18 protein-coding genes and 1 pseudogene are annotated in these 25,472 nt (G+C 69.5%); 10 read left to right on the top strand and 9 right to left on the bottom strand.

Annotation, left to right across the window (positions count from 1 at the left end):
- The first annotated feature begins 66 nt into the window (after window positions 1–66).
- Genes GD748_RS05665 through GD748_RS05655 form a run of 3 tightly spaced genes read left to right on the top strand, consistent with a single transcriptional unit; the run spans window position 67 to window position 8,130 of the window.
- Entirely contained in the window at window positions 67–3,222 is a 3,156-nt protein-coding gene (locus GD748_RS05665; protein ID WP_152194150.1) for an alpha-mannosidase, read from the top strand.
- The gene (locus tag GD748_RS05660; RefSeq protein WP_226920791.1) at window positions 3,219–6,092 is read left to right on the top strand and encodes an alpha-mannosidase; all 2,874 of its coding nucleotides are present in this window, start codon (window positions 3,219–3,221) and stop codon (window positions 6,090–6,092) included. The genes GD748_RS05665 and GD748_RS05660 overlap by 4 nt, the downstream gene beginning before the upstream one ends.
- Window positions 6,085–8,130 (top strand): hypothetical protein, encoded by a 2,046-nt coding sequence (locus GD748_RS05655; RefSeq protein ID WP_152194149.1) that lies wholly within the window; start codon window positions 6,085–6,087, stop codon window positions 8,128–8,130. Before GD748_RS05660 ends, GD748_RS05655 begins: the two co-directional genes overlap by 8 nt.
- A 34-nt stretch (window positions 8,131–8,164) precedes the next feature.
- On the opposite strand, the gene GD748_RS05650 is transcribed toward GD748_RS05655, so the two are convergent.
- Window positions 8,165–8,368: a hypothetical protein gene (locus GD748_RS05650; protein ID WP_152194148.1), complete on the bottom strand. Its 204-nt coding sequence runs from the start codon at window positions 8,366–8,368 to the stop codon at window positions 8,165–8,167.
- 845 nt (window positions 8,369–9,213) lie between these two features.
- Here GD748_RS05650 and GD748_RS05645 point away from each other — a divergent pair.
- On the top strand, window positions 9,214–9,696 hold the full coding sequence (locus tag GD748_RS05645) for a hypothetical protein (protein ID WP_152194147.1): 483 nt from the start codon (window positions 9,214–9,216) through the stop codon (window positions 9,694–9,696).
- 29 nt (window positions 9,697–9,725) lie between these two features.
- Here the strand turns inward: GD748_RS05645 and GD748_RS05640 are convergent, their stop codons facing one another.
- Window positions 9,726–10,394 (bottom strand): hypothetical protein, encoded by a 669-nt coding sequence (locus GD748_RS05640; protein ID WP_152194146.1) that lies wholly within the window; start codon window positions 10,392–10,394, stop codon window positions 9,726–9,728.
- Window positions 10,395–10,650: 256 nt separating this feature from the next.
- Complete coding sequence (locus GD748_RS05635; protein WP_152194145.1) at window positions 10,651–11,745, bottom strand: hypothetical protein; 1,095 nt, start codon at window positions 11,743–11,745, stop codon at window positions 10,651–10,653.
- A 54-nt stretch (window positions 11,746–11,799) separates the two neighbouring features.
- Between GD748_RS05635 and GD748_RS05630 the strand changes: the two are divergent.
- Window positions 11,800–13,046 (top strand): annotated as a pseudogene (locus GD748_RS05630) (IS256 family transposase).
- 11 nt (window positions 13,047–13,057) lie between these two features.
- Here GD748_RS05630 and GD748_RS05625 read toward each other — a convergent pair.
- Entirely contained in the window at window positions 13,058–13,237 is a 180-nt protein-coding gene (locus GD748_RS05625; RefSeq protein WP_152194144.1) for a hypothetical protein, read from the bottom strand.
- A gap of 826 nt (window positions 13,238–14,063) precedes the next feature.
- Between GD748_RS05625 and GD748_RS05615 the strand changes: the two genes are divergently transcribed.
- Together GD748_RS05615 and GD748_RS05610 are read left to right on the top strand one after the other, a co-directional pair.
- Window positions 14,064–14,561, top strand: a complete 498-nt coding sequence (locus GD748_RS05615; protein ID WP_152194143.1) for a hypothetical protein — start codon at window positions 14,064–14,066, stop codon at window positions 14,559–14,561.
- Between the two features lie 720 nt (window positions 14,562–15,281).
- On the top strand, window positions 15,282–17,630 hold the full coding sequence (locus GD748_RS05610; RefSeq protein WP_152194142.1) for a P-loop ATPase, Sll1717 family: 2,349 nt from the start codon (window positions 15,282–15,284) through the stop codon (window positions 17,628–17,630).
- Here the strand turns inward: GD748_RS05610 and GD748_RS19815 are convergent.
- Window positions 17,594–17,878 carry a hypothetical protein gene (locus GD748_RS19815; RefSeq protein ID WP_226920789.1) on the bottom strand — a complete coding sequence of 95 codons (285 nt, stop codon included), beginning with the start codon at window positions 17,876–17,878 and terminating at the stop codon, window positions 17,594–17,596. The two genes, GD748_RS05610 and GD748_RS19815, sit on opposite strands and share 37 nt — an antisense overlap.
- 121 nt (window positions 17,879–17,999) lie before the next feature.
- On the opposite strand from GD748_RS19815, the gene GD748_RS05600 reads away from it, so the two are divergent.
- Both GD748_RS05600 and GD748_RS05595 read left to right on the top strand, forming a co-directional pair.
- A complete protein-coding gene (locus tag GD748_RS05600; RefSeq protein ID WP_152194141.1) occupies window positions 18,000–19,982 on the top strand; it encodes a thioredoxin domain-containing protein in 1,983 nt (660 codons plus the stop codon).
- A 231-nt stretch (window positions 19,983–20,213) separates the two neighbouring features.
- The gene (locus GD748_RS05595; protein ID WP_152194140.1) at window positions 20,214–20,582 is read left to right on the top strand and encodes a nuclear transport factor 2 family protein; all 369 of its coding nucleotides are present in this window, start codon (window positions 20,214–20,216) and stop codon (window positions 20,580–20,582) included.
- Here the strand turns inward: GD748_RS05595 and GD748_RS05590 are convergent.
- The 4 genes from GD748_RS05590 to GD748_RS05575 form a co-directional block, all read right to left on the bottom strand.
- Window positions 20,518–21,333: a hypothetical protein gene (locus GD748_RS05590; protein WP_152194139.1), complete on the bottom strand. Its 816-nt coding sequence runs from the start codon at window positions 21,331–21,333 to the stop codon at window positions 20,518–20,520. The genes GD748_RS05595 and GD748_RS05590 overlap by 65 nt on opposite strands.
- Before the next feature lie 362 nt (window positions 21,334–21,695).
- Complete coding sequence (locus GD748_RS05585; RefSeq protein ID WP_152194138.1) at window positions 21,696–21,938, bottom strand: acyl carrier protein; 243 nt, start codon at window positions 21,936–21,938, stop codon at window positions 21,696–21,698.
- A 44-nt stretch (window positions 21,939–21,982) separates the two neighbouring features.
- Window positions 21,983–22,729 carry an MBL fold metallo-hydrolase gene (locus GD748_RS05580; protein ID WP_152194137.1) on the bottom strand — a complete coding sequence of 249 codons (747 nt, stop codon included), beginning with the start codon at window positions 22,727–22,729 and terminating at the stop codon, window positions 21,983–21,985.
- 176 nt (window positions 22,730–22,905) lie between these two features.
- Window positions 22,906–23,787 (bottom strand): manganese catalase family protein, encoded by an 882-nt coding sequence (locus GD748_RS05575; RefSeq protein ID WP_152194136.1) that lies wholly within the window; start codon window positions 23,785–23,787, stop codon window positions 22,906–22,908.
- Between the two features lie 413 nt (window positions 23,788–24,200).
- Here GD748_RS05575 and GD748_RS05570 point away from each other — a divergent pair, with 413 nt between their 5' ends.
- Window positions 24,201–25,337, top strand: coding sequence for a YihY/virulence factor BrkB family protein (locus GD748_RS05570; protein ID WP_226920787.1), 1,137 nt, complete (start codon window positions 24,201–24,203; stop codon window positions 25,335–25,337).
- Window positions 25,338–25,472: the final 135 nt, after the last annotated feature.

Raw genomic sequence — 25,472 nt, 5'->3', positions numbered from 1 at the left:
GCGTGCTCGGAACGCCCACGGGCGCGGCAGCGCCGCGCTTCTCCCGAGCACACACGACGGAGTGTCATGCACAGGTCGGTCTCGAACCTGACCGAACGGATCGAGAGAACCCTCGCCGAGCGCCTCGTCCCGGCCATCTACGGCTCGGCGGTCCCCGCCGAGGTGGCCGCCGTCCACCTCCCCGGCGAGCCGGTCCCGGCCGCCGAGGCGATCGCGATGGAGTACGCGCCCTTCGCCGTCGGGCAGCCGTGGGGCAGGGCCTGGTCGACCACCTGGTTCCGGCTGCGCGGCGAGGTGCCGGAGACCATGCGCGGCCGCCGGGTCGAGCTGCTGGTCGACCTCGGCTTCGGCACCGGCGGCCCAGGCTTCCGCTGCGAGGGCCTGGCGTACACCGCGGACGCGGTGCCCATCAAGGGGGTCGAGCCGCGTACCGCCTACGTCCCGCTCCTCCGCAGCGCCGCGGGCGGCGAGGCGGTCGAGATCTACGTCGAGGCGGCCGCCAACCCTCGCTTCGACGGCGGGGTGTCAGCACTCGGGGACCCCGAGACCCTCCCGGACGACCTCCTCTACCGGCTCGACCGGGCCGAGATCGCCGTGCTCGAGGAGGAGGTGCACGCCCTCGTCCTCGACGTCCAGGTCCTGCACGGCCTCGCCGAGGAGCTGGGCGAGACCGACCCGCGCCGGCACGAGATCCGTCGGGCGCTGGAGCTCATGCTCGACGAGCTGGACGTCGGCGACGTCGTCGGCGGCGCGACCGCCGCCCGCGAGCGCCTCGCCGGCGTGCTGGCCGCCCCGGCCGCGACGAGCGCCCACCGCATCTCCGCCGTCGGGCACGCCCACATCGACTCGGCGTGGCTGTGGCCGGTGCGCGAGACCATCCGCAAGTGCTCGCGCACCTTCGCCAACGTCACCGCGCTCGCCGAGGACTACCCCGAGCTCGTCTTCGCCTGCTCCTCCGCACAGCAGTACGCGTGGATGCGCGAGCACCACCCGCAGATCTACCGCCGGATCACCGAGAAGGTGGCCAGCGGGAGCTTCCTGCCCGTCGGCGGCATGTGGGTGGAGTCGGACACGAACATGCCCGGCTCCGAGGCGACCGTGCGCCAGTTCACCCAGGGCAAGCGGTACTTCGCCGACGAGCTCGGCGTCGAGCCGGAGGAGGTGTGGCTCCCGGACTCCTTCGGCTACTCCGGCGCGCTGCCCCAGCTCGCCCGCCTCGCCGGGTTCCGCTGGTTCCTGTCCCAGAAGATGTCCTGGAACCAGACCAACGCCTTCCCGCACCACACCTTCTGGTGGGAGGGCATCGACGGCACGCGCGTGTTCACCCACTTCCCGCCGGCCGACACGTACAGCTCGAAGCTCTCCGCCGACGAGCTGGCCCGCGGCGTGCACAACTTCGCCGAGCACGGCCGCTCGTCCCGCTCGCTGCTGCCGTTCGGATACGGCGACGGCGGCGGCGGCCCGACCCGGGAGATGCTCGAGATCAGCCACCGCGTCGCGGACCTGGAGGGCTCGCCACGGCTGACGATCGAGACGCCTGCGGCCTTCTTCGCGGCCGCCGAGGCGGAGTACGACACCGCGCCGGTGTGGTCCGGCGAGATGTACCTCGAGTTCCACCGCGGCACCTACACCAGCCAGCACGAGATGAAGCGCGGCAACCGGCGAACCGAGCACCTGCTGCGCGAGGCCGAGCTGTGGGCGGCGACCGCCGCGCAGCGGGGGCACGCCTACCCGTACGACACCCTCGACCGGCTCTGGCAGGACGTGCTGCTCCTGCAGTTCCACGACATCCTGCCCGGCAGCTCGATCGCCTGGGTCCACCGCGAGGCGCGGCAGACCTACGCCCGGCTCGAGGCCGAGCTCGAGGCGATCATCGACGCCGCCCTGGACGCGCTCGCCGGAGACGGCGCCACCGAGCTGGTCTTCAACGCCGCCCCGCACGAGCGCGACGGCGTCCCCGCCCTCGGCGGCGCACCATCCGCCCACGGCGGCACACTGGCCGACGGCGCATCACCCGTCGACAGCGGCACACCCGCTCACGCCGACGCACCCCTCCACGACAACGCACCCGTGGCCGGCGCATGGGACGCCGTGAACGTCGACGACGGACCCGAGGGCACCGTCCTCGACAACGGGCTGCTGCGCGTCGTCGTCGGGCCGGACGGCACGGTGACCTCCGTCCGGGACCTCGGCGCGGACCGGGAGGTGCTGGCCGGGCCCGCGAACCTCCTGCAGCTGCACCCGGACACCCCCAACCGCTTCGACGCGTGGGACGTCGACGAGTTCTACCGCAACCGCCGCCACGACGTCACGGCCGTGACCTCGCTCGACGTCGACACGAGCGACCCCGCCCGCCCGGTCGTCTCGGTGCGGCGTCGCGACGGCGCGTCGGAGTACGTCCAGACGATCGCCCTCGCCGCGGGTCAGCGGCGCGTCGACTTCGTCACCGAGGTCGACTGGCACGAGCGCGAGCGCCTGCTCAAGGCCGCCTTCCCACTGGCCGTGCACGCGGAGCGATCGACTTCCGAGATCCAGTTCGGCCACGTGCACCGGGCCACCCACACCAACACCTCGTGGGACGCGGCCCGGTTCGAGATCTGCGCCCACCGCTGGGTGCACGTCGCCGAGCCCGGGTACGGCGTCGCCGTCGTCAACGACGCCACCTACGGCCACGACGTCACGCGCCCCGGACCGGGCGACGCCCGCGGCGCCGGTCCCACCACGCTGCGGCTCTCGCTGCTGCGCGCCCCGCGCTACCCCGACCCGCAGACCGACCAGGGCCACCACCGCCTCGGCTACGCCCTGGTGTGCGGCGCCGAGGTCGCCGACGCGGTCCGCGAGGGCTACCGCGCCAACCTGCCCGCCCGGCGCCGCACCGGCGCCGCCGCCCAGGTGGAGCCGCTGGTCCAGGTCGGCGACCCGGCCGTCGTCGTCGAGGCCGTGAAGCTGGCCGACGACCGCTCCGGCGACGTCGTCGTCCGCCTGTACGAGTCCCTCGGCGGCCGGGCGACGGCGCGGGTCGAGGCCTCGTTCGACGTCGCCGACGCGCGGGTCACCGACCTCCTCGAGCGCGACGACGCCGACATCGCCGCGCTCGCGCCGCTGACCCGGGACGGCCGCACCGTCCAGCTTCCCCTGGGCCCGTTCCAGGTGGTCACCCTGCGCCTGCGACCGACCACCGCCCCGACAGTGGACCACCCCGACGAGACGAGGACCCCGTGACCGACGAGGCCCGCGCGGCCGACCCGACCGCCCGACCCGCCCCGCGCCCCGCTGCGCCGGCCGACGTGCCACCGACCACGCCACCGTCCGTCGACGGCACGCCCACCGGCGCACCGCGCGCCGTCGCCCCGACCTCCAACGCCCCGTCCGGCCCGCAGCCGGCCGGGCTGCGGCGTGACGAGCGGCCCGCCGCCACCCCTGACCGCACGCTGCACATGGTGGGCAACGCGCACCTCGACCCGGTGTGGCTCTGGCCGTGGCAGGAGGGCTACCAGGAGGCCCGGGCGACGTTCTGGTCGGCGATCCACCGGATGGATGAGTACCCGGACTTCGTCTTCACCTGCGACCAGGTGGTGCTGCTGACCTGGGTCGAGGAGTCCGACCCGGAGCTGTTCGCCCGCATCCAGGAGCGGGTGGCCGAGGGGCGCTGGCAGATGGTCGGCGGCTGGTGGGTGGAGCCGGACTGCAACCTGCCCACCGGTGAGTCCTTCGTCCGGCAGGGCCTGTACGGCCAGCGCTACCTCAGGGAGAAGTTCGGCGTCACCGCCACGGTCGGCATGAACGTCGACCCCTTCGGCCACCACGCGATGCTCCCGCAGATCCTGCGCGGCCAGGGCATGGACTCGTACTGCTTCCTGCGGCCCGGGCCGCACGAGACGGCCAGCGCCGGCACGGCGTTCTGGTGGGAGTCGCCGGACGGCTCGCGGGTGCTCGGCTACCGGATCCCGCACGAGTACTGCAGCCCCAGGGGCGAGGTCGGCGGGCAGGCCGACAAGGGCCTCGCCGCCGTCGACCAGACGCTCGGCGACGTCATGATCTTCTACGGCGTCGGCAACCACGGCGGCGGCCCGACGAAGGAGAACATCGAGTCGATCCACCGCTACGACCGGATGGGCACCTTCGGGAGGATGAGCATGTCGTCGCCGCGGCGGTACTTCGACGAGCTGGCGGCCCGGCGCGGTGCGGCGGGCATGTCCGAGCTGCCCGTGTGGCGCGGCGACCTGCAGCACCACGCGCCCGGCTGCTACTCGGCCCACTCCGGCATCAAGGCCTGGCAGCGGCGTGCGCAGGCCGCGATCCTCTCCGCGGAGCGGTGGGCCGCCGTCGGCACCCTCGCCGGGGACCTGCCGTACCCGCGCGAGGACCTCGCCCGGGCCTGGCAGCAGATCCTGTTCAACCAGTTCCACGACATCCTGCCCGGCTCGGCCATCGAGCCGGCCTACGACGACGCCCGCGACCAGCTCGGCGAGGCCGTCGCGATCGCGAAGCGGATCATCACCCGCACCCACAACGTCATCGCCCGGCAGGTCGACATCCCCACGGACCCCGCGACGCAGCCGGTGCTCGTCTTCAACCCCCACCCCTGGCCGGTCCGGCCGACGGTCGAGCTGCAGTACGGCGTCCAGCCCACCGGGGTGCACGTCGTTGACGCCGACGGCGCACGGACGCCGTCGCAGCGGATCCAGTCGACGGCCACCACCGACGACAAGGGCCGCGGCGCCGTCGCCTTCCGGGCCGAGGTGCCCCCGCTCGGCTACCGCCTGTACCGGCTGCGCCCAGGCGACGCCGCGCCGGACGCGCCGTGGAGCGGCCGGGCGCCGGGGACGCTCACCGTCACCGACACGGTGCTCGAGAACGACCATGTCCGCGTGGAGATCGACCCGGCCACCGGCTGGCTGTCCTCGCTGCTCGACAAGCGCACCGGCGCCGACCTGGTGGCCGGCGCCGAGGGCGAGCACACGGTGGTGTGCGCGGACCCCACCGACACGTGGGGCCACCGGGTGGTCTCCTACGCGTGGCCGGGCGAGGCGATGCGCACCGAGCGGGTGGTGGTCCGCGAGCGCGGTCCGCTGCGTGGGCGGATCCGCATCGAGCGTTCGTGGGGCCGCTCTCGCCTGGTCGAGGAGCTCATCCTCGACCACGACGGCGACGCGCTCGAGGTCCGGGTGACGATCGACTGGCGCGAGGAGGCGCACCTGCTCAAGCTCCGCGTCCCCACCGCCCTGACCGAGTCCCGGGCGACCTACGAGATCCCGTTCGCCGCCATCGAGCGGCCGGTGGACGGCGCCGAGGAGCCGGCCCAGACGTGGGTCGACCTCAGCGGCACGGTCGAGACCGGCACAGGGGAAGGAGCCGGCACGGGCACGACGCCGGCCGGCCTGGCACTCGTCAACAACGCCAAGCACGCCTTCGACGTCTCCACGGACCCCAGCCCCAGCATCGGGATGACCGCGGTACGCAGCCCGGTGTACTCCTGGCACGACCCCCGCCTGCTCGACCCGGACGGCTTCTACTCCCACCAGGACCAGGGCGTGCAGCACTTCACCTACCTGCTCGTCCCGCACGCCGGTGACCTGCGCGCGGCCGGCCTGCCGCGCCGCTCCGCGGAGCTCGGGTCACCCGTGCGGGCGATGCTGGAGAGCTTCCACGACGGTGTCCTGCCGGACCGGCTGAGCTTCGCCTCCGACGGCGGCGGCCAGGTCATGGTCACGGCGATCAAGGGCAGCGAGGACGACGGCGACGCCGGAGGTGTCGACCTCGTGGTGCGCGCGGTCGAGACCACCGGGCGGCCGGGCCGCGCCCGGCTGGAGCTGGGCGTCGCCGGGCGGGTCGTAGAGGCGGACTTCGGCGCGTACCAGCTCCGCACCTTCACGGTGCCGGCAGCCCCGGACGCCCCGGTTCGAGAGGTGGATCTGATCGAGTGGCCGGTCGGCGAGTCGGGCGGCGACCTCAGCGTGGAGCCGCTGCCTGTCGTCCGGCTCGTGCAGCGCGGCCCGGACGGGCAGGCGTCCGACCACGAGGCCTCGGACGCGACCGAGCCGGCCGAGCGGCTCTCGCCGGGCGAGCAGGAGCTCCGGCCGGATGAGTGACCAGCCGCCCGCGAGCGCCGGCGCCGTAGACAGGCATGCCGATCCGGACGCGCCCGCGGTACAGCCCGGCGCCGGCTGGGGCGGTGCTGTCCGGGTCGCGGTCGACGTCCTGCGTCCGGACAGTGCTGCCCTGGTCACCGCGGCCTCGTGTTTGGTCGGCGACACCTCTCAGATGCAGGTCGAGGACGAGGCGGACGACTTCCGCATCCAGCTCGAGGTCGCCGCGCCCGGCGGCACGACCGGTGGCCGGGCCGTCACCGTACGGGTGACGTACCTGGGCGAGACGGAGCGCGAGGCGACCGTGCGACTGAGGGCGGATGTACCGGACGCACCGGAGCCGTGGTGGCTGATCCCCGGCCTCTTCTACGGCGAGAACCGCCCGGCCGGCAACGACCGGGTCTTCCCGCGCTTCGCCGTCGGTGCCGATGACGGCGGTGGCGGCAGCGGCGACCGCGACCGCGACGCCATGGTCAGCGACCGGTGGGAGTTCCGGGCGGACCGCGCCGCGACCCCGGCGGTATTCGCGTGGGGGACCCGCGGCGGGGCGGCGCTGATCGGCGTCGAGCGCGGCCCGCTCGGCATGACCGGCCTCGGTCTCGCCCACGACGCAGCCAGCGGCACCGCGAGCGTCCACCTCACGTTCCCGTACCGCGAGGAGCCCGTCACGTATGTCGGCTCGGCAACCCCGCGCCCGCCGTGGACGGCCGGCCACCGGTGGGTGCCCGGGGAGGAAGTCGTGCTGACCGCCGTCCTGCACGTCCTCGGCCCGGACCGGCACGGCTACGCCCCGATCCTGCGCGCGGTGGCCGAGGTCGGGCGCGCCGCCCACGACGTCGTCCCATGGGTAGGAGTGTCGGAGGCGGCCGACCTGGCCGCCGAGGGGCTGCTGCGCTGGCACTACGACCCCGACCCCGGCGTGCTCCTGGAGACGGTCGGCTTCGACCGGGAGGTCACGGGCAGGGACGGGCTGAGCGTGGACCGTCAGGCCATGCACGTGGGGTGGGTCAGCGGCGTGCCGTGGGCCTACGCGCTGCTCGCCCATGGCCTGCGCACCAACGACGACGCCGGCACCGCCGCCGCCCGCGCGGTGATCGAGCACGTCTGCGCCAACCTCTCGCCGTCGGGCACGTTCTGGGGCGTCTGGTACCGGGACGCCGGGTGGCGGCAGAGCTGGAGCCCGGTGCCGAACAGCCTGCACGCAAGGACCCTGGGCGAGGCCACCCTCTTCCTGCTGCGAGCGCTCGCCCTCGACCCGGCCGCCCCCGACACCTGGACGCGCGCCGCCCGGTCGAACCTCGAGGTGGTCGCGGGCCGCCAGCGCGCCGACGGCAACCTCGGTGCCCTCCACGACGCCACGTCCGGGGAGGTGCTCTCGTGGGAGGGGGCGGCCGGGCTGGTGTGGGTGGCCGCCCTCGCCGAGGCGCAGGACCTCGACGACGACGGCCGGTACCTCGACGCCGCGCGCCGGGCCGGGGACTACTACGCCCGGTTCGTCGAGGCGGAGTTCATCCACGGCGCACCGGAGGACGTCGGCCTCGCGCCGACGTCGGAGGACGGCTACCTCGCGGTGATGGCCTACGTCGCCCTGCACCGGCGCACCGGCGAGCCGAGGTGGCTCGACCTGGCCCGGCGCGCCGCCGACTGGATGCTCACGTTCCGCTACACGTACAACGTGCACTTCGACGACCGCACGATGCTGGGTGCATACGGGTTCGCCACCCGAGGCGCGGACCAGGCGTCGCCGTCGAACCAGCACCTGCACGCCTACGGCCTGGTCTGCACCGCCGAGCTGCGCGAGCTGGCCGAGGCGCTCGGCGACACCTACTACGCCGAGCGCGCCGAGGAGACCCTCGCCTGCTTCCGGCAGCTGCTCCCCCGCCACGACGGCGACCTCAACGCCTACCGGGGCATGGTCACCGAGCGGTACTACCAGACCGACTGCTTCCAGCCCAAGGGCATGCTGCTGACGCTGTCGCACGCCTGGAGCGTCGGGGTGCTGCTGCTCGCCTGCGAGGGCGAGCTCCGCCGTGAAGGGTGATCTACCGGGCCGGTCATGCCCTGGGCCGGCACTCCTACCCCGGGTCGACCCCTGCCTCCTCTGTCGCCGGGGCGGCCAGGGCGAGGTGCGGCCAGTGCGCGACGTCGTGCAGCAGCTGGCGGTCGTGGCTGGCGACGACGACCGCCGCATCGGTCAGCTCGAGCGCCTCGGTCAGCGTCCGGTCGCATGGATCGGCACCCTCCGACGAGGTCGACGGATCCCTGCGAGGAGAGCCCACCGGGCGTCAATCGATACTTGAGTCAGACCCCGTCGGGGATGCCTGCCCCGTCCTCACTGTCGATACTTGAAGGAGCGGTCATCGCGGTTGGTCCTCGAAGAATCACGCGGTGACCGCCCCCGTCTACAACGACACGCTCACCGGGCTACCGGTACACCACTCTGCAGGACTCAATTGGCGCGTCCTCAAACCGACGTCCGGCAATGATGGGCTGCGGCCCAGTCCGCGCACATCTTGGGGCAGGGCGAGGCCGAGACGTGACAAAGGACTCGACCGCCCGAAGCACTGAGGCACGTTCACACCAACCGCTTGGGTCAACACCTCGGGGGCCGTTGGGTCAGCAGCTCGGGGGCCGTTCGCGTCACCCTTCCAAACCGCCTGAAAGCGTGCTGACGGCTATGACATGGGCGTACGCTGCAGCACACTGCCAACCGATGGGGGTGTACAACCGTGGCCAGGACCCCAGACACTTTCCAGCGGCGAAGATCAGCTGCGAGCCTCTTAGAAGCCGCAGAGCGCATTTTGAATGAACCCGCTGCCGCCACACAGCTGTCCGTGCCTGAAATCTGCTGCGCAATGCTGCGGGGGATTCAGGCGTTCGAGCGGCTCGGTGCCCCCAACTGGCAAGACGTACTGCTTCACTTGAAATCTCTTGCACGCGGACTGCCGTCTACCGCTCGGCCGAACCTGGGCAAGCCGTCATGGACAGCAGTGCATTCGCTGCTCGACCGACTGGAAGCGGATCTGGTCCGAAGCCGTGAGGCTGACGCTGCACTCGATATGCAGTTGCTTGAGATGGAACTGCAGCAACTGATACAACGCGCGTAATTGGGGAGCCAATCCCCATGGCCACTGTCTTCCTGGACGAGCCGTCGCGGACTGCGGAGAAGGCGACGCAGCAACTCGCGACTGCGGAAGAGGCGACGTCCACCCCCGAGACCGAGATGGCACAGTATGACCGCGGAATGGACCTCATTTTACAAGCGCTCGAAGAAGCGCGCCTAGAGATCATAATGGACCTTCGCAGCACGGCTCCGTCGAGCGAGTTCCGTCGGCTTGAGTTGTTCATTATCAGATCGCGCGACTCCGCCCACCGCGTCGTCAAGGCAGTGGGTGATTCGCGCCGAGACCTTGAGCCGGTGGAAGTTGCACGAGGGCTCCTCGACCTTGTGGCGGCCCACGTACTCCTCATGGCTCGAATCGAACGTTCGCCCCAGCCTGCCGGTCAAGATTTGGAAGTGTTGATTCGCTGGATGGAACAACTTGTCGAGCGTTTCGATGCCTTTCACAACGCCGTCGAGCGCACCTTTCTGAAACTAAGGCGTTGACGAACCAGGTGTCTAGCCGGTGATTCGGGTTACGGTTCGCGAAGGAGGCTCGACCGAAAGTCCGTCGAAGTAGATGGGGGTCGCTTCGCCAGCCATTCTGTCAGCAATAAGCGGATTCGGTTGCGCGCCTCCTCGTCTAGACCGTCGGGCCACGTGAGCAGGCTAGAGGGCCATTGCACTTGACCAGACTCCTGTGTGAGCCGGTCCCTGTTGTTGAACAATAGGACCGCCGCCGCGCGCTGAAGTGCTGGCGTTTTCGAACGGATCGCATCGTCACAGAGCGAAACAGCAGCGCTTGGTGTGACTTGCCCCTTCGGCCAAAGCTCGGCTGCCAAATCAAGCGCAAGTTCGGTCTCATGGAGGCGGCTTAGTACGATAAGAGCCGCTGACACTTGCTCTGCGGATGCCGGCGATCCGGACGAGGTCGCGAGCAACTTCAGCGTTTCCATCGCGGTCTGCATGCGTAGGCGTTGATGCTCGCGTTCCGCTCTCGCAGCAGCTTCATCTGCGAGGCGCGCAGTGCGGGCATCGATGGTCTGCCGGAGCAGCAGCCCGGTGAGCGTCACGGCGGCCGTGACGATCGCACCGGCCAAAACGATGGAGGCCGCCAGTACAGGGGCGGCCGTGGGGTCCGTAGCGAACGGCGCAGAGCCTTGTCGCACGATGAGCAGGCCGCCTACGACCGCGGCGGCGAGCACGACGCAGCAAGACACGTACAACGCGTTCCGTCTCAGCCATTGTGGCAGCACGCTATAAGTCTGCCAGGCCGCTCAAATGCACGAATGGTGTCGGTCTGACCCGGATCCCGACTAGCTGTACTGACCACGGAGGTTGGCTACGGGACCGGGGCGTCGACGTGACTCGAGGACGGCTGGCCGCTGCGGCGGGCAGCGGAGCGGTTCGATGTCGGATGGCTCCGCCCGGTGCCGCGCCCCGGTCTGCGGCGCCCAGCTGCTAGAAGTCCATGTTGGCGATCATGTCTTCCCGGTAGGCGTGCACGTCGATCAGCCTCTCCAAGGTGCCATAAGACTCGATGCAGCTGATCGCCCCCGCTATGAAGTTGGCGTCGAACCGGACGTCGAGTCCAGAGTCGATCCACTCCATTGCGTGCGGCATCGTCCTGGCGAAGTAGGCGTCGATCTCGTCGAACAACGTGAATACGCCTTCGATGTCCTCCTCCGACGCAGCGTGGAACGAGAACAGCGGACTTTCGCGGATGCCGGACAGTCCGACCGGCAGCGCGCCGAGGCCCTGTGTGTGCACGTAAATTGTGGCGCCGTGCCCCTTCTCGAAACCACCGTGTGAGTAGGGGTTGCGCCACCGTTCGACTACTGCGACCAGCCGCTCGCGCAGACGCATCGCTTCATGGTCCTTGTGGTCCACCACGCGGCGCCACTTCTCGCCCCAGCGGGCACCGATGATTCGGGTTAGATCGTCTGCGGATGGGTCGAAGTCTAGGAATGGCAGCGCCAGGACGAGGTCATGCTCCAAAGAGCTAAGGAAGGCGGAGATCGCGGCCACGAGGTCGTGGAGGGCGTTCATCGCCATGACGTTCCTTCCCGACAGGAATGTCGACCAAGAGCCGCCGGACTCGCTCGTCCCGCTCTCCGAGACGTCCTCCACCACGTCGGGGTTGGTCGCACGCTCGCGGAAATAGTCGTAGGCCCGGCGCAATTGTCGGTGCTGGTTTACGACTGTGACGTTGCCTGCGTTGAGTGTGTCGCGCGCAGTCTCGGCCAGCAGTCCTTCCACGGTCCTGACGGCAGATACCAACTTCTTCCGCATCTCGGTTAACAGGTCACTCGCCTGCTCTTCGGTGAGGTCCCCGCCGATACGTAGCCGAAGACCGAACTTCTGGTGGACGAGTTCGCAGGGGTATCCCTTGTAGGTGAACGTTACCCACCAGGCCACCTTCTCCCCAGGACCGTTGTAGGGAATCCCGATGAGGGTCAACGCGTGTCGGAGCAACACCGGGATCGGAGAGTTGAGTCCTGCAGAGTGGTGTACCGGTAGCTCGGTGAGCGTGTCGTCGTAGACGAGTGCGGTCACCGCGTGATCCTTCGAGTGAACCTTCCAAAGCACTCTCGAAAAGGACCAACCGCGATGACCGCTCCTTCAAGTATCGACCCTGCCCAGTTCCTGCACGAACACCTGACCCAGGCGTCGCCGGATCTGCTGCGGCAGATGCTGACCACGTTCATCAACACCCTGCTCTCCGCCGACGCCGACGCCGTGTGCGGCGCGGGTTGGGGCGAGGTCTCCGACGAGCGGGTCAACCGGCGCAACGGCTACCGACACCGCGACTTCGACACCCGCGCGGGGACCATCGACGTCGCGATCCCGAAGCTGCGTTCGGGCACGTACTTCCCCGAGTGGCTCCTGCAGCGGCGCCGCCGCGCCGAGGCGGCCCTGACCTCGGTGATCGCGACCTGCTACCTCCTGGGGGTCTCGACCCGGCGGATGGACAAGCTCGTCCAGACCCTGGGGATCACGGGGCACTGTCGAGGTCGCAGGTCTCGGTGATGGCCAAGGACCTCGACGCCCAGGTCGAGGACTTCCGCACCCGGCCGCTGGACGCCGGCCCCTACACCTTCGTCGCCGCGGACGCCCTGACGATGCGGGTGCGTGAAGGGGGCCGGGTGGTCAAGGTCGCGGTCATGGTCGCCACCGGCGTCAACGCCGACGGCCACCGCGAGGTCCTCGGGGTCCAGGTCGCCACCGCCGAGTCCGGCGCGGGCTGGCTGGGCTTCTTCCGCGACCTCGTCGCCCGCGGCCTGAGCGGGGTCAGGCTCGTGACCTCAGACGCCCACCATGGCCTGGTCGAGGCCATCGGGGCGTGCCTGCCCGGGGCGTCGTGGCAGCGGTGCCGCACCCACTACTCGGCGAACCTGATGGCCAAGTGCCCCAAGGCGTCCTGGCCGGCCGTGAAGGCCATGCTGCACTCGGTCTACGACCAGCCCGCCGCGAAGGACGTCCACGCCCAGTTCGACAAGCTCCTCGACGCCGTAGCGGCCCAGCTGCCCGACGTCCACGCCCACCTCGACGAGGCCCGCGGGGACATCCTGGCCTTCACCGGCTTCCCGAAGGAGCTGTGGCGCCAGATCTGGTCCAACAACCCCAACGAGCGTCTCAACCGCGAGATCCGCCGCCGCACCGACGTCGTCGGCATCTTCCCCGACCGGACCAGCATCATCCGCCTCGTCGGCGCCGTGCTCGCCGAGCAGCACGACGAGTGGGCCGAGGGCCGCCGCTACTTCGGCCTCGAGACCCTGGCCAAGGCCCGCCTCACCCTGATCGACACCGAGACCATCGAGGAGGACAGCCCCGTCATCGGCGCCATCAGCGCCTAACCCCCGAAGGATCACGCCGAACCTCGTACACCACCCCAGCGGACTTGACCGATCGGAGCTTCCTGCGGCGACAGGGTCACCAGGCATGAGGGGAGGCCATAGTCACGCTCCTCGTGCGGAATCGGCGGGCCAAAGTCACGCAGCGTGGTCTTGGAGAGCTGCTCGCCTGCCTCTTCGGCTGGAGTTGCCATGCCTTGTAGGATGTCAGGTTGCAGCGTTGAAACGCTCGAGGCCTCCCCGATAGCCGAACCGCCGTCGGGGTTCCGCTCTCCGTGGCTGGCTTCGAAGAAGACTCGCTTGCCGGCGTCCCGCGAGGAAGTCGGTTGCGGGACGCCGCCGTCAAGGTGGGCGTTCAGCCTCGTGCCGACGCGTCCGCGAGCTCGGCACCGACGAACCCGGCCACCCCACCTTCGGACAGGTCGAGGTCGATCTCGTTGACGGCCCCGGCAGAGAACTGGTCAGAACGGTCCCATGCTCATGGCAGCGACAACCGAGATGGCGGGTCGGCCAGCGCCCTCGCCCACTCCACACGCGACGTCCAGACCCTTCCGACTCCTACGCCCCGCTCGGTGAGCTCCGCCTCCGCCGTCGGCTCGCTGGAACAAGGGTGTCGCCGACCAGCGCCTGGCACGCCCGCGTCGTTGACGGGGTCCACTACGACGGGGAGGACGAACCGCGGTGATGCTGCGACCGGGACAGCGACGGCCGCCGTATACCTTGAGCGCGCGGCCGCAGCAACCGAGGCAGCCTCCGCCGCTCTGGGCCGTGCAGACAGCGCGAACGGCGACGTGCGCTGGTACGGCCCCAGCGCGTAGCGACTCCCCCACGAGGGCTAGCGAGCCCGTCGGGCGCGGGTGTCCTTGCTGATCAACATTGGGCTGAATTACACGCTCGAACACGGCTACGTGGCGTTCACTGTGTCGCACTTCGACAAGTTCATGCTGGGGGCGATGCCTGAACCGATGATGCCTCCGAAGCGGTTTCGGCCGATGGACTGACCGTGACTAGGGTCCTGGGATGACGACGGTGCACGGCAAGAATCGCTCGCAGTCCAACATCGCCCTGATCTCGGCCGGGGCGGCGCTACTTGGTTCGATCGTTGGCGTTAGTGGAGGCCTGTTCGGTACGCACCTGCAGTCGACGGCCGAGGATCGCAGGATGGAGCGCAGCGAGCGTCAGGCGGCCTATGTCCGGCTGATCGCTGCCGTCGAGGCTGCGGGCTCAGACCTGGCCGCGTCGGAGCCCTGCGAGTCCCGGGGCAGCCCGCAGCGGGACACGGTTCAGCTCGCCAACGATCAGATGGAATCGGTGCGGAACGCGGCCGCTGAGGTTTACCTCGTGGGTAGCGTGGCAGCCGCAGCCGCCAGTGAGCGGATAGCCACGACCGCTGACGACGTCGCGGTGGGCATCCTCCTCTGCGAGACCAGCCCAACGTCTGGGGTACAGGAGCTCTACGATGAGCTTGACGCCTTCACCAGTCTCGCGCGTTCAGACATTGCAGGGCGGTCCCGATAGGACTACAGGCCCGATGTCGTCGTACCGGATGGTTCCTCCTGCCGCAGCCGGCTCCCCGTCCGCGGTGAGATCGGCGGCACTGATAGCGTGGTAGAGGGTCCCGCGGCAGACGCCAAAGCTGCGGATGAGCTCGAAGATGGACTCCCCGCTGGCGCCGCAGGGAGCAGACTTACCGGGCCCGAACCGGAGTGAGATTGGCGAGCGGCCGGTGCGCTTGCCCCGGAGGTGGGCTGACTAGTGTGCGGCGGCGGCTCGCTCGTGCATGAGGTCCCGTTCGTACTACGGCCAGGGAGGCGAAGATGCCGGCAAGCATCCGGCCCGTGGCGGTGGGAGTCCGTCCCCGCGGTCAGGTGGGGACGATGTCTGCGCTAGCCTGTGTCCCGTAAGTCGAACGGGTACAGGCGCACCGAAGGACCGATTGCTGACCAGCGCGCCGCTGTCCTGCGCGGGAGCGCCCTCGGTGGAACGGCCGCCCGCTTCGCGGCATGTGCGGGTACCGCGCCGAAAGCGGCAAGCCCGCGGCGACCGTTCGTGCTGGCATGAGCCGTGCGCTATGCCCGTGCTCGCGACACGCTCGGCGCGAGTGCCGCCAAGTCGCGGTGTGAGAGCTCTCGTGTCCTCCACGCGAGACGCCCGGCGCCAAGAGTCGCGTGCTTCGGGGTCCGGGCGACTGTGCGACTGTGCGACCGTGCGACTGTGCGACTGTGACACAGTTCACCCATGACTTCCGCGCCAAAACCCGGTCCGACGTTCTTTGCCTACGGCTCGCAGCCCGCACTGCGAGCCGAGACGATGCGTGCAGCAATTGCCGGCTTGAACACTCGGGGCCAGCGGGCAGATGGCTGGGAAGACTTGCAAATCGACGGACGACTTCTGGTCGACACCATCACCGAGCGTATCCGCGCCTCCTCCTCCGTGATAGCCGAAGTCAGTTCGATGAACCCGAACGTCTTGTTTGAGTTGGGGTATGCGGTGGCCCTAAATAAGCCTACATGGCTGGCTTTCGACGAAACCGACGGTGACGCCGAACGGCTTTGGAGCGACGTTGCGATTTTCTCCACTATCGGCCGCACCAATTATGGAGGCAATTCCGAGAAGCTTATTGCCCGGTACTCGGCATTTCCGCCCGCCAGCACCCCGCCGCTAGCGGAAACCATCCTCGCGGGAGCTAAACCTCGCGAGGCGAACGCTGTGTTTGCTCCGGCGCTGCCCATAAAGATTGCGCCAGCTACGGCACTCGAAAGCCTCCTCGAGCGACAGTCACACTTGAAGATCCTAGGATCTAGTGACGACCTGATGATCGCTCCTTTGGAGTTCTACGCACGGGAGATCTACCGGTCAAGCGCGGTCATTCTTCATCTGCTCGGCGAAACACGGAAGCGATCGCGTGAGCACAATGCTCGCGCTAGTTTTCTCGCAGGGTTCGCTCACGGCCTTGAGTTGCCACTGCTAATGGTCGTACAAAGCGGATTCGTAAGCCCTCTCGACTATCGAGATATGCTCTTCCAGTACGACACATCCGCAGCGCTGCAACAGAAGGTTAAGACGTGGCTCGAGACGATGCCCAAGCCGAAAGGGACCAACCGGCGGCTAGGGCGGCTGGAACTCGATATCGAACTTCCCCTCCGGTCGTTTGGCCAGTATGTCGCCGAGTACGAACTCGAAGATCTAGGTAAGTACTTCATCCAGACGAGCGAGTTTTCGGCGGTTGTCTCTGGCGCCGCAACAGTTTTCGCTGGACGGAAGGGAACTGGCAAGACTGCGACGATGTCACAGGTTAGTAATGAATTATCACTCGATCGCAAGGTTCTTGTGGTGCCAATCAAGCCATCCTCCTACGAGCTTGGTGGCTTGCTATCTATTTTGAATAGATTCGGCAATCCAGCACATGCCGAGTACTTCTTGATGACGGCCTGGGTTTACCTCATTGAGAGCGAGATCGCACTTCGATTGCTTGAACTTAGCGAGGGGCGCGCGCTGTCCCAGGCAGATCAGGGCGCGCTGAGCAACTTGCGCTCCCTTCTTCGCGCGATGGACATCGAGGAAGGCGAGGACCTGTCGGCGCGTCTTGAGCGCGTAGTCGACCGCGTCATGACTCAACTCGGCGAAAACGGAACAAGTGATCACGCAGCGGTTGCGAAGGCGATACGTTCCGACGAACTGTCACGGCTGCGTACGCTAACGATACAACTGCTGCACGAGCACGAACGGGTAGCGATCCTAATTGACAATCTAGACAAAAACTGGGAACGCGGCACAAATTTCGAAGGAAACGCACGATTTATCCTTTCGCTGCTTGTTACCGCCGGGAAGATAGAGAAAGACTTCAGTCGGTCCGGCGCGGCCCATCAGCTTCGAGCCACGCTCGCACTGTTCATTAGAACAGACATCTTCGACGTCGTGCGAACCTACGCGCGCGAGCCGGACAAGATCGGTGCACGGACTGTCGACTGGGGTGATGAACAACTTCTTGTTCGCGTCTTGGAGGAACGCTATGCCGCGAACGCGCGGAACGCGGGAGACGGGTCGATGTGGGACGAGTTGTTCAGCAAAGAAGTTCGTGGGCTCCCTGCGCGTGACTACTTCCTTTGGCGAGCATTGCGCCGACCGCGCGACTTCGTTTATTTCGCTAACGCCGCGCTTACCACTGCAATAAACCGACGGCATTCGACCGTAGAAGCGCAGGATGTTTCCTACGCCGAGCGCGAGTATTCGCGCTTCGCGATGGAGGCGTTGATTGTGGAGAGCGAATCGGTGGACATCAACCTGGAAGAGTTGCTCTACGAGTTCGCGGGTGTCGGGGCCACGCTCACGGCGGACGATTTGGGCGAGGTACTCGCCAGCGCTCCGGAGCCCGCAAAGCTCCGAGATTGGCTCGTCGCGGCTTCCTTTTTGGGGGTGGAGTTGGCTGAGGGGAAGTTTGAGTATGTGGAAGGCGAGACTGCGGCGAGGAGGAAAATGCGGGTTGCATCGCGTAATAGCACTGCGGAAAGTCGTACCCTTCGCTACAGGGTGCATCCCGCGTTCAGGCCCTATCTGGAAATTCGAGACGACGATCTCCACGAGTGATCGTCAACGCGCGCGCCTGACAGCGCACCCTCGGCCTGCGCGAAGATCCAGCGCGCTTCCTCGGATGCAGCCCGCCGCAGTACGCGCTTCCAGGGTTCGCCCTCGCCGGCCGGCGCCTTGAAGTACACCTGGTACTTGTTGCTGCCCGATCCGGGTGCGTAGAGCCGCACCCGCCAACCACGTGTCGCGCCGCCGAGCATGCGCGGCTTGCCCTGAGCGAGCAGCTTCGGTTGAGGGCGCGTGCCCACGAGGCCGCCTCCTAGGCTGGTGGCACCGGGCCGCCGAGCGACCCACTGCAAAACAATGCATCACTGTCCTGCATCACTCGAGGGAATCTGATGCACGTGACACTCGTCAGGAGTTAGAGGAATGGCCAACCGCCTCGCCAGTGCGACCAGCCCCTACTTGCTCCAGCATGCCGACAATCCCGTGCACTGGCAGGAGTGGGGCGAGGATGCCTTCGCCGAGGCCCGCGAGCGCGACGTGCCGGTGCTGCTCTCCATCGGCTACGCCGCCTGCCACTGGTGCCATGTGATGGCGCACGAGTCGTTCGAGGACCCCGACGTCGCTGCCGCGCTGAACGCCGGTTTCGTGTCGGTGAAGGTCGACCGGGAGGAGCGGCCGGACATCGACGCCGTCTACATGACGGCGACCACCGCCCTGACCGGGCAGGGCGGGTGGCCGATGACGTGCTTCCTCACGCCCGACGGCGAGCCGTTCTTCTGCGGCACCTACTTCCCGCGGGCGCAGTTCCTCGAGCTCCTCGCCGCCGTGAGCGACGCGTGGACGACCAACCGTGCCGAGGTCGCCGGGAGCGGTGCCCGGATCGCGCAGGCCCTGGCCAGCGTGGTGGACCTCGGGCCGGCGACGACGCTGGACGCCGCCGCGCTCGACGACGCGACCGACCGCCTGGCGCGCACCTTCGACAGGGCCAACGGAGGGTTCGGCACCGCCCCGAAGTTCCCACCGTCGATGGTGCTGGAGCTCTTGCTGCGCCAGCACGCCCGCACCGGCGACCAGGACCTGCTGGACATGGTCGAGAGCACCTGCGACGCCATGGCGCGCGGCGGGATGTACGACCAGCTGGCCGGCGGTTTCGCGCGGTACTCGGTCGACGCAGCCTGGGTCGTTCCGCACTTCGAGAAGATGCTCTACGACAACGCCCAGCTGCTGCGGGTGTACCTGCACCTGTACCGGGCGACGGGCTCCGCGCTCGCCGAGCGGGTGGTGCGCGAGACCGTCGTCTTCCTGCTGCGTGACCTGCTGACCGAGCAGGGGGCGTTCGCCTCGTCCCTCGACGCCGACGCCGACGGCGTGGAAGGCCTGACGTACGCGTGGAGCCCGGCCCAGCTCGTCGACGTGCTCGGTGGGGATGACGGCGTCCGCGCCGCCGATCTGCTCGGCGTCACCGAGCAGGGGACCTTCGAGCACGGCACCTCCACGCTGCAGCTGCGTCGCGACCCCGACGACGCCACCTGGTGGGCCGGGGTGCGCGAGCGGCTCCTGGCCGCGCGGGCCGGACGTCCGCAGCCCGGCCGGGACGACAAGGTCGTCACCTCCTGGAACGGCCTGGCGATCGCGGCGCTGGCGGAGGCGGGCGCGCTGCTGGGCGAGCCGGCCTGGGTCGACGCGGCCCGTCGGTGCGCGGACTTCGTGCTGGGGTCGCACCTCGTCGACGGGCGGTTGCGTCGCACCTCCCGCGACGGCACGGTCGGCCGTGCCGCAGCGGTCGCCGACGACCACGGCAACCTTGCCGAGGGGCTCCTCGCGTTGCACCAGGCCACCGGGGATCCGGAGTACCTCCACGCGGCCGGGCAGCTGCTCGAGACGGCGCTGGCACACTTCGGCGACGGCGCCGGCGGGTTCTACGACGTCGCGGACGACGCCGAGCGGCTCGTCACCCGGCCGCGCGACCCGGCCGACAACGCCGAGCCGTCCGGTCAGTCCGCCCTCGCCGGTGCGCTGCTGACCTACGCGGCGCTGACCGGTTCGACCCGGCATCGCGATGCCGCGGACGCGGCGGTCGCCTCGGTCGGGACCTTCGCGCAGCAGAACCCGCGCTTCGCCGGCTGGACGCTCGCGGTTGCCGAGGCGGCTCTGGCCGGTCCGCTGCAGGTCGCCGTCGTGGGAGAGGGCACCGCGGCCGCCGAGCTGGCCATGCTCACGAGGCGCTCGACCGCGCCGGGCCTCGTCGTGGCCGTCGGCGAGCCGGACGCTCCCGGCGTGCCGCTGCTGGCCGACCGTCCGCTCGTGAACGGCGGCGCAGCGGCCTACGTGTGTCGCGGTTTCGTGTGCGACCTGCCGGTGACGACGCCGGACGACCTCACCCGTGCTCTGATGCCGAGAACCTGATCGTGCGGCGCCGTCACACGGTGATGACCGACAGGCCCGTCGATCGGATCGAGGTCGCGGTCCTGGGGTGACCGACGCTCGTGCAGCGGGACGGCCCCGAGGAGACAGGGGCGCCCACCCGTCACCGACGGGCCGTTCGTGGAGCCGGCGACGGCGCCGCCCGGCGTGGCGCCGCGCCGCGCCGCGCCATAGGTTGTGGGCGGCAACGTAGCCGTCTCCGGAGGAGCAGCGATGAGATCGACCCGCGAGGTTCTCGAGTCCCACCTGGCACATCGCAAGGCGGGCGATCTCGAGGCTGATCTGGCCGAGAACTACCAGGACGACGTCGCCCTGGTGTCGTGGGGCGAGGGAACCGGCCGCGGCAAGGACGAGATCCGGCGGCGGGCCGAGGTGCTCAGCTCCTACCTCGGCGAGGGAGCCTTCGCCTACGAGGAGGTGCTCGTCGAGGGCGAGGTCGGCATGCTGCGCTGGACCGGGAGGGCACCGGAGGTGGCGGTGCGCGACGGCGTCGACTCCTTCGTCGTGCGTGACGGGCTCATCGTCGCGCAGACCATCTACTACTCCGTGCAGGAGACGGGCTCTGGCCGGCACCGCGGATGACGTGCCGCGTGCCTGCGCTGCGAGGTAGCGCGGGCGCCAACGACCGCGCCCATCGGTAGGCGTGGCGTCGCAGCCGGGCCGCCCACGGGTAGCTCACCAGGCCGTCCGGGTGGTGCTCGACCGGGTCGAAGCGGATCGCGGCGTCCGTGCCGGCCGCCTGCGCCGTGGCGCACTCGAGCGTCGCGAACGTCCGCCACGGTCCGCGCAGGGTCGCCCATTCGAGCACGAAGATCCTGGGGTCGTCCGACGGCTCCGCCCCGATGAGGACCGGCCCGCGCGGGCCGCGGTACGGCATCAGGGTGGAACAGGCGCCGTCGTGGGGCGTCCGTCGTGGCGTGAGCACGTACCGGGAGAGCGGCCCCCGGCCGGTGGACGCGAGCAGGACGTCGACGGGCCCCTCGTCGCGTGGCAGCCGGATCGCCAGGCCCTGGATGTCCGGCCAGCCCGCGGGCAGACCGACCGCCCGGGAGAAGCGCACGACGGCATCGCGCCGGCCCGGCGTCCCCAGCGCGATCCCGAGCTCCGGCGGTCGGGAATGGAGGTGCACGGTGGCGCGGACGACCGCGCCACGAGGATGCAGGGGCTTGGCCCGGCGCAGCACCGCGATACCCGCGACGACGACGCCGAGCACCACACCGCCGGCCGCGGCCGCCGCAGCGCCGGCCGCCCGCACCATCGGTGCGTCGAGCTGGGATGCCCGCGTCCTCACGGCCGCGCGGGGCTCGCTCGTCGTCGTGCTGGTCTCTGGCACGCGCGGGCCCCCACCTCGACGGAGGGACCGCCCGTCCGGCGGTCCGCTGCCTCCACGATCCATCTCGCCCCGTTGTTCCGCCACCGGGCGGCCGTCGGACCCTGGTACCTGCCCCATGTCAGACCGAACGGTTCGTACCGATATCCGGTACGAACCGTTCGGGCAACCGTGCCGGTGCGGTCGGCATGGCGGTCAGTCAGCGCGACCAGGCCGGCCGGCATGACCGGGGCAGCCAGATGGACCGGCAGCCGACGCAGCGAGCGGTCGCCACGACCGCAGCCGGCGCGACCGGCGGCCAGCGCGACCAGCGCGACCAGCGACCGGCGCTACCGGCGGCCGGCGGTCGGGTGCCTGCCGACCGCCTAGCCCTGCGGTGAGGTGTTGTCGGTCCCGCCGCCGAGCTGTCGCAGGAACTCGTGACACTGCTTCGCACGCGCGGAGTCCTCGGCCATCACCTTCTCGAAGAACGTGGCGATGTCCTCCTTGCCCGCGTTGCGTGCGTCTCGGACGTACTGGCCGTAGTCGTGCCCGGCCTTGAGGGAGTGGTACTGCACGGATATGAGGTCGAACGTGACGTCGTCGAACCCGGTCTCGCCGGTAGCCATGATGATTCCTCCAGTGTTGTCGTGGTTGTCGTGTCTTCGGTGTCTCAGGCCGGGCCCGCTGCCCGCGCGTGCTCGACGGCGGCGACCACCCCCTGCTGCCATGTCTCACCGTGGCCCGGCAGCACGACCCGGGCACCGGTCTGCGCGAGCGCGTCGAGCGAGCGCAGAGCCATCGCGGAGTCCGCCGTGGCCGCGCCCGCGATGATCCGAGGGCCGGTGCGCGCGGTGTAGGGATCCAGCGTGACGAGGGCGTCGCCGCTGATGAGCGCGTCCCGGTCGGGCAGGTGCAGCGCGCAATGCCCGAACGTGTGCCCGGGGCTGAGCACGACGCGCGGCCGGCCCGGCACGTCGAGGACCTCACCGGGGCTGAGCGCGAGAGTGCCGGAGACCCCCTTGACCCGCAGCGCGCCTGCCCGGGCGATAGCGGCCAGGATCGGGATCGCGCGCGGGTGGCGCAGCGGGTAGAGCGCCCGCGGGTTCTCGTGCGCGTACCGGTACGGGTGCGCCGCGAGGTACCGCTCGTCCTCGTGCGCCCACACCGGCAGCCCAAGCCGGTCCTGCAGCCGGGCCGCCACGCCCACGTGGTCGAAGTGCGCGTGCGTCAGCACGAGGGCGGCGACATCCTTCGGACGCCGGCCGAGCTCGCGGACCGCCTGCGCGAGCAGCGGCCAGAACGCAGGCAGGCCGGCGTCGACGAGGGTGAGCCGGCCGCCGTCGCCCTCGATCAGATAGCAGTTGACATGGGCGTGGGTGAGCCGGTGGACGCCGTCGGCGACGTGTCGTTCGAGCATCTCTTCTCCGTCTGAGTCTTGGTCGGCGGACCTGTGGCCACCGATCACGGTGCAGGGTGTGCGGACCGTTGCCAGTACCCGTGCTGGAGGGTGAACGGACCGTTGCCGCTACTCGCGGTGCAGGGTGAACGGACCGTTCCCACCGATCACCGTGCACGGTGTGTGGACCGTTGCACCTACTCGCGGTGCAGCTTGTCCTGGACCGTGCCCGCGATCTTCTCCACCCGGTTCGGCACGTCGGTGGTGCCGTAGATCCGGGCGTCGGGGTGGGTGACCGCGGGCATCTGCGCCGTCGTCGTCGGGCCGTCGTGGTAGGTGAACTCGCCGTTGCCGTCGGGCGAGGGGCCGCCAGCCCAGGTGCCCTCGGACGCCTGCTGGCCGTCGGAGAAGTTCTGGTACTGGTAGGAGACCTCGGTGTGCTCCTTCTTCTGCGGGAAGTTGCTCGGCACCGGCAGCTGCTCGAGACCGTCGGCCTTCAGCTCCTCGATCGCGGCCAGCCACTGGTTCTGGTGCATGGTGTCGCGGGCGAGCAGGAAGGACAGCAGGTCCCGCACGCCGGAGTCGTCGGTCATGTGGTAGAGCCGGGCCACCTGCAACCTCCCCTGCATCTCCGCGTTCGCGTTCGCAGTGAAGTCCGCGAGCAGGTTCCCGCTGCCGATGATGTAGGAGCCCATCCACGGGTTGCCGTTGGAATCGACGGGGCGTGCCCCGGCCCCGGCGACGATGGCGTGCTGGACGTCCATGCCGCCGACGATCGCGGCGACGGTCGGATCGTCCTGGACCGCGTCCTCGGTGATGCCGACCGGCGCCTTCTCCAGCAGCTGGGTGATCATCGTGGCGAGCATCTCGACATGGCCGAACTCCTCGGCACCGATGCCGTAGACCAGGTCTCGGTACTTGCCGGGGATGTGCATGTTCCAGGCCTGGAACATGTACTGCATCGCGACCGTGATCTCGCCGTACTGCCCGCCAAGCACCTCCTGGAGCTTGCGGGCGTAGACAGCGTCAGGCTTCTCGGGGGTGGACTTGTACTGCAGCTCCTGCTTGTGGAAGAACATCGGTGGTCTCCTCGCCACGGCGTCGCCGTGGGGATGGGGCGGTCCGGTATGACCGGTGATCGGTCGTCCGGTATGACCGGCGGCGACGTCGTCGCTCGCCGGAGGCGCCGATGGCGCTTGTTCACTGCGGGTGCATGACGCGTCCTCGCGCCGGGAGCGTCCACTATCACCCCGAGGCTCCGGGCTCGCACGTCGACCTGTCGCCGGCATCGCGCACGCCAACCTGACGCCAGCATCGGGCACGTCGACCTCCGTGCCGGCGCCCCCAGACCGGCGCGGCGAGCCGGAGAACCGAGGAGCTCGCGCCCCGACGTCCGCAAGTGGAATCGCTGCCGTGCCCGGTCTGCCGTCCGGTTGCGGGACCACCCCGGCCCCCGCACTCTGGCAGGAATCGTGCAGCGGAAGGAACGACCATGGCCAGGGAACGTCAGGCACCGTCTGAGGAGCATCCGAGCAAGCCGGACTCCCTCGGCGACATCCGCAAGCCGTCGTGGATGTACGTCCTGCGCAAGACGATGCGGGAGTTCATCGCCGACGAGTGCACGGACCTCGCCGCCGCACTCACCTACTACGCCGTGCTGTCGATCTTCCCGGCCCTCATCGCCATGGTCTCCATCCTCAACCTGGTGGGCCGTGGCGAGTCGACCACGAACGGCATCATGGACATGGTGACGCCGCTGCTCCCCGAGGGCGCGGACGAGACGATACGGCCCGTGGTCGACGAGCTCACCACCGCGTCGGAGCCGGGGATCGGCCTCATCGTCGGTATCCTGATCGCCCTGTGGTCGGCGTCGAAGTACGTGACCGGCTTCGGCCGGGCGATGAACCGCATCTACGAGATCCCCGAGGGCCGGCCGATCTGGAAGCTGCGGCCGTGGATGTACGCGCTCACCACCGTGCTCCTCGTCCTGGTGGCCCTCGCGGCCCTCCTGCTCGTCGTCAGCGGACCCATCGCCGAGACCATCGGGAACGCCATCGGCCTCGGCCCGACGGCGATGACCGTGTGGAACATCGCCAAGTGGCCGGTGCTCGTCGTCGTGGTCATCGTCCTGGTGGCCCTCCTCTACTACGCGACGCCGAACGTCAAGCAGCCCAAGCTCCGCTGGATCAGCCCCGGCGCGGTGGTGGCGATCGTCGTCGCCGCCCTCGCAACGCTCGGGTTCGGGCTGTACGTCTCGATCGCGGGGAACTTCAGCGCCACCTACGGGGCGCTGGCCGGCGTGATCGTGTTCCTCTTCTGGCTGTGGATCATGAACCTGGCGCTGCTCTTCGGCGCCGAGTTCGACGCCGAGCTGGAGCGCGGACGTCAGCTGCAGGCCGGGATCGCCGCCGAGGAGTCCATCCAGCTGCCGGCGCGCGACACCCGGGCCAGCGACAAGAAGGCCGCCAAGGCGGAGGAGGACGTCGAGCGCGGGCGTGCGCTGCGCGAGTCCCGCGGTCGCACCGATGACCCGGACGCCGACGGCGCGGACCGCGCAGCGGGCCGGCACGACGGTGACGACGCCGACCGGACGGCGGACCGGCACGCCGACCGGGACGAGCACCACTGAACCAGACCATGTTGGTGGCCGTAGGACTCGCGTAGTCGCGGTCCACCGAGGAGGTGCAGGGCGCCCTCGCCGCCCGTGCGCGCACCGCGCTGACCAGGCACGTCGTCCGTCCTCGACGTGCGGAGCCGCGCCCTT

Source organism: Georgenia subflava, assembly GCF_009193155.1.
GTDB lineage: Bacteria > Actinomycetota > Actinomycetes > Actinomycetales > Actinomycetaceae > Georgenia > Georgenia subflava.
The sequence above is the reverse complement of the archived record's forward strand: the minus strand, read 5'-3'. Positions and strand labels throughout refer to the sequence as shown.

Excerpts from the sequence above, each read along its gene's own strand:
- GD748_RS05645 (WP_152194147.1), top strand. The coding sequence starts at position 9,214 with ATGGCCACTGTCTTCCTGGACGAGCCGTCGCGGACTGCGGAGAAGGCG.
- GD748_RS05615 (WP_152194143.1), top strand. The coding sequence starts at position 14,064 with ATGACGACGGTGCACGGCAAGAATCGCTCGCAGTCCAACATCGCCCTG.
- GD748_RS05570 (WP_226920787.1), top strand. The coding sequence starts at position 24,201 with ATGGCCAGGGAACGTCAGGCACCGTCTGAGGAGCATCCGAGCAAGCCG.
- GD748_RS05610 (WP_152194142.1), top strand. The coding sequence starts at position 15,282 with ATGACTTCCGCGCCAAAACCCGGTCCGACGTTCTTTGCCTACGGCTCG.
- GD748_RS05625 (WP_152194144.1), bottom strand. The coding sequence starts at position 13,237 with ATGGCAACTCCAGCCGAAGAGGCAGGCGAGCAGCTCTCCAAGACCACG.
- GD748_RS05595 (WP_152194140.1), top strand. The coding sequence starts at position 20,214 with ATGAGATCGACCCGCGAGGTTCTCGAGTCCCACCTGGCACATCGCAAG.
- GD748_RS05575 (WP_152194136.1), bottom strand. The coding sequence starts at position 23,787 with ATGTTCTTCCACAAGCAGGAGCTGCAGTACAAGTCCACCCCCGAGAAG.
- GD748_RS05580 (WP_152194137.1), bottom strand. The coding sequence starts at position 22,729 with ATGCTCGAACGACACGTCGCCGACGGCGTCCACCGGCTCACCCACGCC.
- GD748_RS05665 (WP_152194150.1), top strand. The coding sequence starts at position 67 with ATGCACAGGTCGGTCTCGAACCTGACCGAACGGATCGAGAGAACCCTC.
- GD748_RS05600 (WP_152194141.1), top strand. The coding sequence starts at position 18,000 with ATGGCCAACCGCCTCGCCAGTGCGACCAGCCCCTACTTGCTCCAGCAT.
- GD748_RS05655 (WP_152194149.1), top strand. The coding sequence starts at position 6,085 with ATGAGTGACCAGCCGCCCGCGAGCGCCGGCGCCGTAGACAGGCATGCC.
- GD748_RS05585 (WP_152194138.1), bottom strand. The coding sequence starts at position 21,938 with ATGGCTACCGGCGAGACCGGGTTCGACGACGTCACGTTCGACCTCATA.